Genomic DNA, 8,745 nt, shown 5'->3' with positions numbered 1-8,745 from the left:
GCGAGCGTAGGCAACTCACAGCATGCGGGAGGCCTCCCTATTTGTCACCCTCGGGGCGTAAACAACGTCTTGGCACTGAACAGCTAGCGGGCGGCGCGGGGGCTTCTCGCTGCGCGTTTACCGTACCGTTTACCGCATCGTTTACCGCGCCGTTCAACGCGCCGTTGGTCCTGATGCCCTGATTAGCATACATTTGGTTTTATGAATCCGACAAAACGCGATGAGAACTTTCAGACTTACTCTGAAGTGTATGTTATTCAGGCCGCGCACCGTCATCGGGCGAGAAGGGAGGCGCGTCCGCGGCCAGCAGCGGCGGCGCCACAACTCGCGTGTAGAGGACCAGCCACATGATCGACACGCAGAACCCGGCCAGCACGTCCGAGGCGTAGTGGACGCCCAGGTAGATGCGGCTGACGCCCACCATGACGATGACCAGGCCAAACACGACGCACCACACCACGCGCATCACGTCGCGGCGGTGGAAGCGCCAGACCATCCAGATGAGCAGGCCAAAGAAGGCCATGGAGACCATCGAGTGGCCGGAGGGGAAGCTGTAGCCGCTCTCGGCCACCAGGCGGAAGCCGTCCGGGCGCGGCCGCTGCACGATGAACTTGAGCAGCTGGTTGAGCGCCACCACGCCCACGAGGTTCACGCTCACGCACCAGCCCGGCGCCCTGCCCGGGGCCAGCGCGGCGATCACGGCCGCCATCACGGCGAGCACCACCACCGAGGCGAGCGACGTCACACCCTCCATGAGCGGCGTAAGCGCGTCGGAGCGCAGCCGCACCACAAAGAGCTCGTAGGCCATCGTGTCGAGGCGCAGGACGCTGCCCTCGGTCACGTCCTCGAGCAGCAGCATGAAGACGAGCGCCGCGGCGAGAAGCACCGCGAGCCGCGCGTTCTGACGAAGAAGGCCCAGGGCGCCGCGCGCGATGTCGCGGACGTCCTGGGCCAGCTCACGGGCAGTGGCCATGGCTACAGGTGGGCCTTGAGCTCGGAGACGAGCGCGGGCTTGGGCATGCTGCCGACCATCTGGTGGACCGGCTGGCCGCCCTTGAACAGGATCATCGTGGGGATGGAGACGATGCGGAAGCGCGTGGCGAGCTCGGCCTCCTCGTCGACGTTGCACTTGTAGACGGCCAGCTGGTCGGCCATCTCGTCGCCGACCTCCTCGATGACGGGACCGAGCGCGCGGCACGGACCGCACCACGGCGCCCAGAAGTCCACGAGGACGGGCTTGTCGGAGCTGGTGATGACGGAGTCGAACTCGGCGTTGGTGATCGCCTGGGACATGGGGACCTCCCTCTGTCGGGGTCGTTTGTGACGTTGACGGGCTTATTCCCGTTTTACACTGGTCTGAGACAGCCGGAAGCGAGGGAGGGGCCATGGCCTCAGAGCGGGACGCGCGCCGGCGCGCGTGCGTGGACAAGACCGACGCCGAGCTCGACGCGCTCGTCTCGCGCGGCGTGCGGATGGGCGGCAACGCGTTCTCGGAGGTGCTTCTCGTCAAGGGAGGGCTCAACGACGCCGAGCGCGCCGGCGGCGAGCCGCTGGGCGGCGCGGACGGCACGGCCCTGCGCGCGTCGCTGGCGGCGCTCGGCTACCGGCCCGAGGACTGGGAGTGGCTGCTGGCCGAGGACGCGTCCGGCGAGCCGCTCGACGGCGCCCTCGCGTGCGAGGCCGTCTGCGCGCTCGACCCCGCCACGATCGTCTGCTGCGACGAGCGCGCCGCCAACGTCCTGCGCGAGGCCTACGCTGATGACCTGGCTGACCTCCCGTCGCTCGAGGAGGCGATGCTCGCGCCCGGCTACGTGGTCCGCGTGCGCGGCATGCGCGTGCTCAACCTCGGTGGCTTCGAGGCCGCGCTCGGCGACGCGCGCCAGAAGCAGCTCATGTGGGCGCGCCTCAAGCAGATCCCGCCGCTCGGCGAGCCGTACTAGGTGCCCGCGCGTCCTTCTCGCCCGCGGCGGCCCGGCGCGGTATCCTTAACGTATCTGTTGCAGCTTGGGAAGGAGCCTCGCTCATGCCGAACATCCCCGCACCCGTTGACGCCACGACCACGCCCGCCTGGGCCGCGCTCAAGGAGCACCACGACGAGATGGTCGCGTCGGGCTTCTCGCTCAAGGAGGCGTTCGCCTCCGACGCCGCCCGCGTCGACAACCTCTCGTTCGACATGGACGACCTGCACTTCGACCTCTCCAAGAACCTCGTCGACGAGAAGACCATCGGCCTTCTGTGCGACCTCGGCCGCGCCGTGGGCCTGGAGCAGCGCCGCGACGCGATGTTCGCCGGCGAGCACATCAACACCACCGAGGACCGCGCCGTCCTGCACACCGCGCTGCGCCGCCCGGCCGAGGACGCCGGCAAGCTCATCGTCGACGGCCAGGACTGCGTGGCCGACGTCCGCGAGGTGCTCGACCGCATGTACGCCTTCGCCGAGAAGGTGCGCTCCGGCGAGTGGACCGGCGTCAGCGGCAAGCGCATCGAGCACGTCATGAGCATCGGCATCGGTGGCTCCGACCTGGGCCCCGTCATGGTCTACGAGGCGCTCAAGCCCTACGCCGACGCCGGCATCGACTGCCGCTACGTCTCGAACATCGACCCCAACGACATGGCCGAGAAGGTCAAGGGCCTCGACCCCGAGACCACGCTCGTGATCATCGTCTCCAAGACGTTCACCACGCTCGAGACCCTCACCAACGCGCGCGAGGCCAAGACGTGGATGCTCGACGCGCTGCGCGAGGCCGGCGCCATCGACGGCTCGGCCGAGCAGGACGCCGAGGCCATCAAGAAGCACTTCGTGGCCGTCTCCACGGCGCTCGACCTGGTGGCCGACTTCGGCATCGACCCCGAGAACGCCTTCGGCTTCTGGAGCTGGGTCGGCGGCCGCTACTCCGTTGACTCCGCGGTGGGCCTCTCGCTGATCATCGCCCTCGGGCCGGAGCGCTTCGAGTGCTTCCTGCGCGGCTTCCGCGACCTCGACGTCTACTTCAAGGAGACCCCGCTCGAGCAGAACGTCGTGGCGCTCATGGGCCTGCTCAACGTCTGGTACGTCAACTTCTGGGGCTACGGCAGCCACGCGGTGCTGCCGTACAACCAGTACCTGCACCGCTTCCCGGCCTACCTGCAGCAGCTCACGATGGAGTCCAACGGCAAGAGCGTGCGCTGGGACGGCACGCCCGTGACCTCCGGCACCGGCGAGATTTTCTGGGGCGAGCCGGGCACCAACGGCCAGCACGCCTTCTACCAGCTGATCCACCAGGGCACGCGTCCCATCCCGGCCGACTTCATCGCCTTCGTGAACACGCCCAACCCCACCAAGGACGGCGACCAGGACGTCCACGAGCTCTTCCTCGGCAACTTCCTCGCGCAGACCAAGGCGCTGGCCTTTGGCAAGACGGCCGACGAGGTGCGCGCCGAGGGCACGCCCGAGTGGATGGTGCCGGCGCGCTGCTTCACCGGCAACCGTCCGACTACGTCGATCTTCGGCGATGACCTGACGCCGCACGCGCTCGGCGAGCTCATCGCGCTCTACGAGCACATCACCTTCGTCGAGGGCACGGTCTGGGGCCTGGACTCCTACGACCAGTGGGGCGTCGAGCTGGGCAAGCAGCTCGCCAAGCAGATCACGCCCGCCTTCCACGACGACGCGGCGCTCGCCGAGCAGGACGCCTCCACGCAGGCGCTCATCAAGTACTACCGCGCGCACCGCAAGTAGGCGAGAAGGACAACGCGCAACAGGCAGCGGGCCGTCGGGCGAGGAGCTCGGCGGCCCGTTTTGTGCGCGCGGTTCCATGATGACGGCCGTTGTTCGGCTTGGTTTTCGACTATGTACACTCCCGCGCGGGATACCAAATACAGAACCGCAGGTGAGGCGTGGTGTCGCGGCTTCGTTGTCGTCGTCTGAGTGTACATAGTCGAAAGGCGATGGTCGCGGGGCTCAGAAAGCGTCGCGCGAGAGGCCGTGACTATCAGCTTCCTGAAGACCTCCTGGGCCCCACGTTCCTCGGGCGTCGCAGATGCCCGAGGTGGTCGCGCCCGCCTCTGCGAGCGGTCGCAAAGCGGCCTTCAGCGCTTTCAGGTTACGGAAAATGACCAAGATGGCCTTCTTTGGGGTCCCTACGTCAATAAATGCTCTCCGGCGCCCAGTTTCTGCGACTAAATAATTCGAGAAATCTGACAGCTTCTGTGAGCATTTGGGCTGGTTGAGCGCTCAAATTCACGGGCCCTATGCCTCGACGTTGGCTCACGGGCAAATTGATAGGGTACCTACCACAACAATTTTAAATCTAAAATCAAACACACTATTACTCTAAAAAATACATTTTAGCTGGGAAAACTTTACAAAAAACAAGAAAGTCATGATGCTAAACTCACACTGATTTGTATAGGTCGGAAGTGTGTCGCCCTGTTTTCCGGGGCGGCCGAAATCCAAGGGACCTTGGGAGTCGGTGATCAGCGTGAGACACAAGGGAAAGCATTTAGCGCAGAGGATCAAGAGACAGAGGTGGAAGGCCGCCCTCGCGGTGTTCCTTTCGGTTCTGCTGGTCTTCCAGTCCTCGAACATCCAGGCTGTCGCAGCGGAGCTCCTGAACGGCTCCGGCGCCGATCAGACTCCGATCGTCGAGGACAGGATGGCCGACGAGACGACGTCCGAGGAGGGCTCGACCGAGGAGGCCGACCCCGCGGATGAGGCCGCGGAGCCCGTCGACGAGGAGGCCGCCGACCCCACCGGCGCAGCTGGGAACGAGGAGGTCACGGTCGAGGAGCAGCCCGACGAGGCTGCCGAGTCCGCCGCTCCCGTTGAGCAGGCGGACACCACCGTCACGCTGAACGTGGACATCACGGGCGCCACGCTCAAGTACATGACCGACGACGGCGAGAAGACCGTCGCGCCGGCGGACGAGAACAAGACCGTCGAGGTCTCCGACACCCTCGACTTCAAGTTCACGGTTGTCCCCGATGACGGTCAGCAGGTCTCTTCCGTCAAGATCGGCGAGAAGGACCTCACGGCCGACGCGGACGGCACCTACACGATTGCCGCCGCGGATCTGACCGACGACGCGACGATTGCCGTTTCGACCGAGCCCGTCCCGGCTGAGGAGGCCGCTGAGACGAACACCGCCGACGAGGCTACTGAGGACGAGGCACCCGCCGACACGAACAAGAGCGATGCTGCGGTCACTGACGAGGTGCAGACTGACGACGGCTCAGCCGTTCAGGTTCTCGAGCAGGACGATCAGACCGCTGACGTGAGCAGCCCCGCCTACGAGGGCTACGCCTATGTCGGCGACGTTGTGGTCAAGGTGACGGCCGGCGAGGGCGTGCTCCCCGAGGGCGCCACCGTCAGCGCCTATCAGGTCAACCGTCAGGATGTCATCGACGCGGTTGCCGACGTTGTCGAGAGCGATGGTCAGACTGAGCTGAAGAACTCCGTTGCCATCGACGTGACGCTGATCGGTCCTGACGGCAACGTCATCCAGCCCGAGGGAGCGGTAAACGTCTGCTTCTTCAACACCAACCTTGGCGACGGCGCGATCAGCGTCTACCGCGTTGCCAATGACGCTTCCTCCGTTCAGAAGATTGGCACCCGCCAGGCCGACGCTTCTGTCCAGTCTTTCGACGTGGACCACTTCTCAATTTATTTGGTCGGAGAGGAAGTTCGCGTTGTCACCTATGAGTTTTGGGCTGGAGATGAGCTCGTTTCTTCCCAGGTCGTTAAAGATGGCGATGTCCTTTATGAGCCCGCTATTCCGGAGCAGAAGGGCAGCGTTTTTGCCGGCTGGAAGATGGAGGGCGATCAAGACTTTTTCGATTTTGACTCGCCGGTTAAGGTGAATGAAGATTCACCTACCAACAAGGTGCGGGTCAATGCAACATTCGATGAGGCCGTGTATGTGTTCTTCATGGACGGCAGGGGGGATGATGCACGCGTTATTCGTACGAAGCAGGGTGCGAGTAGCGATGCCGTTACAGTTGACGATGTGGCGTTCCCTGTTGACTCAGTGCACGGAATCGAGGGCTGGTATTACGACCAGGGGTTGACGGATCGCGTTGAAGATAACCAGGTTTCTCTCGCTAACGGCGACGTGACGCTTTACCCGAATGTTGTGAGCGGCAACTACATCACGTTCGATTCTAACGGCGGCAGCTATGTTGCGCCCGAGTTCTACCTCCCTGATGCAAATACTAAGGCACCGCAGAACCCGACGCGTGCTGGGTATACGTTTGACGGATGGACCTCTGACATCGAGGGCAACAACGAATATCAGTGGGGGAGCACCATCTCGGATCCCATTACGCTTTATGCTCAGTGGAATCCGAGGGAAGACACCAAATATACGGTTATCTATTGGGTCGAGAACGCCAACGATGACGACTACTCGTACTACAAGTCCGAGACGCGACAGGGTACCAGCGGATCGACCACAAACATTTCTGCAAGCGATAGGGACATTGCCGTAACAGGTGTTAAGGATATCTTCGGTAATGATGCAGGAGAGTGGGACAGGACCGCTAGGGAGAACTTGGCATATCCGTATCACGTTAGCAAGGAGCGTCCGGTTGAAAACACCACGATAAAAGGCGATGGCTCTACAATCGTTAACGTATATTACGATCGCAATGAATATACGCTAACGTTTAAAGAGAGCCGCAATAGTAGCCAAATTGTTAAAAAGATAACTCTAAAGTGGGGACAAAATCTCAATAAGAATGAGTGGCCTTCTTCCGGCAACAATAGGGAGAATGATAACTGGCTTATTGGCAGCAACTCGTACCTGGCCTTCACAAGCACAATGCCATATGGGGGTGGCACTTTATGGAAGCCCAGCGTAGGGTACGGGCCTAGCACGGAAACGGCCTATTACTACACCGAATCACTAGATAGAGAATACGAACTAGATCACTATGATACGGCACTGGTCAGTAGCTCCATGAATGTTGCCGCCCAGGATAGATATGAAATTAACGGCTTCACTCTCAACGAAAGCCGGAGCACCAAAGTCGGACGGCCGTATGACAACGCAAAGTTCTACTACGATAGAAACTCATATTCAATAGTATATATAAATAATGGAATCGAGGAGCATACAGCTGAATACAAATATGAGCAAGATATCTCGGACGCGGGAAACTACATCCCGGAGCGGGGCAATGTCCCAAGCAATTATGAATTCAAGGGCTGGTATGCAGATCCTGAGGGCGAGGTCCCGTTCAGCTTTGATGGCGAGACGATGCCTGCTTACAACATTACGGTGTACGCGAAGTGGGCAGCTCCCACACATACTGTGAAGTTCTATGATGCGGATTGTCAGCTTGTTGACACCGCTACGGTCGAGGACGATGCTGCGATCGATCAGAACGACATTCCCAGCATCACCGTTCCTGAGGGCTATCAGCTTTTTGGCTGGGCAACGAAGGACGACGAAGGAAATCTGGTTCCGTATAACCTCGACGAGCATGTGTTCGACGACCTTGAGCTATATCCCTACCTGGTGAGCAATGCCAAGGTTCAAGTCACATATGACGAAAACGGTGGCAACGGCACCGTTGCCGATGACAAGCAATACGCGCAGGGCTCCTATGCCGACATACAGTCAGCCGAAGGTGTGACTGCGCCTTCTGGCAAAGTTTTCGTCGGCTGGAGCACTGAGAAAGACGGCCAAGGCGACATCTACTACCCAGGCGGCAAGATGGAAATCACCGCCGAGATGGTGAGTTCAGGAAAGGTGATCCTGTACGCGCAGTGGGCTGACGCGAGCGCAACCACGACGATTACGTATGTTGCAAACTACCCCGGGATTACAGAAACCGACCAGCCCGCGAACAAAGTGGTCACGATTGATGTCAACAAAGAACACTCGGTCTATACGCTTACCGAGGCTGGCTTCACGGCGCCGCAGGGCTATCGCTTCACCGGCTGGAAGGCCGATGATGGAAAGACCTACAAGCCAGACGACATTGTTGCCGCCGATAATCAGGACCCCAAGGCGAATACGTTGACCGCTCAGTGGGAGGTTGCAAACGGCGTAGTGGCATACAATCTGTCGCTTGATACTGCTTCATGGCAGGGTGACGTTCCTGAGGGTCTTGTGTACTATCGAGACGCTTCCAACGGGGCACCGATTTATAAAATGATGCAGTCGTTTGGCGAGGGTGATACCACTCGAGTTATTGGCGACATCCCAACTGCCGATGGTTATGCCTTCGTAGGCTGGTGGGATAAGCTACGAACCGGCTCCGGAGACGACGAGGGCACGGTATATAGTGAGGCTACCTTCCGTGCGGAAGGCGATACGATAACGTATCCCTATAACGGCAAGCTTGCCAACGCTGCCGACTACACATTGGACGCTGTTTGGGCGTACATGGACGTTGAAGGTGGAGAGTACGTCTATGACGGGAATGTGCACTCGGTGAAGGCCCAGTCTGCCTTTTCAAAGTCGATAGAGGACGAGTACATTCAGCAAATTATCGATTCCGGACAACTCGTCTTTGGCGAGATGCGGTACTACCTCGTAGATGATGAGGGCGAAGTTATTGAGGACTACGGCACCACTAACCCCGAATTCGAAGATGCGGGTACCTATCACGTCAAGGTGACTCAAGATGTGACTGCGAATGGTGTAAAGACGACCATTTCAGATACGGCAACAATCACCATCGCCAAGCGCCCGGTGGCCCTCACCGGCTCCGCGACCAAGACCTACGACGGCACCGACGCCCTGCTGGGCGACGTGGAGC

The 8,745-nt window shown here is 60.8% G+C and carries 5 protein-coding genes; 3 read left to right on the top strand and 2 right to left on the bottom strand.

The genetic code is table 11. The features are described from left to right. Positions 1 to 253 precede the first annotated feature (253 nt). Together ACWTSU_RS06685 and trxA are read right to left on the bottom strand one after the other, a co-directional pair. The gene (locus ACWTSU_RS06685) at positions 254 to 973 is read right to left on the bottom strand and encodes a phosphatase PAP2 family protein (RefSeq protein WP_455139090.1); all 720 of its coding nucleotides are present in this window, start codon (positions 971 to 973) and stop codon (positions 254 to 256) included. A 2-nt stretch (positions 974 to 975) separates the two neighbouring features. Beyond that, positions 976 to 1,293 (bottom strand): thioredoxin, encoded by a 318-nt coding sequence (trxA, locus tag ACWTSU_RS06680; RefSeq protein WP_455139089.1) that lies wholly within the window; start codon positions 1,291 to 1,293, stop codon positions 976 to 978. Between the two features lie 92 nt (positions 1,294 to 1,385). On the opposite strand from trxA, the gene ACWTSU_RS06675 reads away from it, so the two are divergent. The 3 genes from ACWTSU_RS06675 to ACWTSU_RS06665 all read left to right on the top strand — a co-directional run. Then, positions 1,386 to 1,940 carry a hypothetical protein gene (locus tag ACWTSU_RS06675; RefSeq protein ID WP_455139088.1) on the top strand — a complete coding sequence of 185 codons (555 nt, stop codon included), beginning with the start codon at positions 1,386 to 1,388 and terminating at the stop codon, positions 1,938 to 1,940. Positions 1,941 to 2,023: 83 nt separating this feature from the next. Continuing rightward, positions 2,024 to 3,718, top strand: coding sequence for a glucose-6-phosphate isomerase (pgi, locus tag ACWTSU_RS06670; RefSeq protein ID WP_455139087.1), 1,695 nt, complete (start codon positions 2,024 to 2,026; stop codon positions 3,716 to 3,718). A 733-nt stretch (positions 3,719 to 4,451) separates the two neighbouring features. Further along, a partial coding sequence (locus ACWTSU_RS06665) for an InlB B-repeat-containing protein (protein WP_455139086.1) occupies positions 4,452 to 8,745 on the top strand: 4,294 nt, incomplete at its 3' end.

The organism is Thermophilibacter sp. (assembly GCF_966187215.1).
Note: the sequence above shows the minus strand (reverse complement) of the source record. Positions and strands in the feature narration are given on the sequence as shown.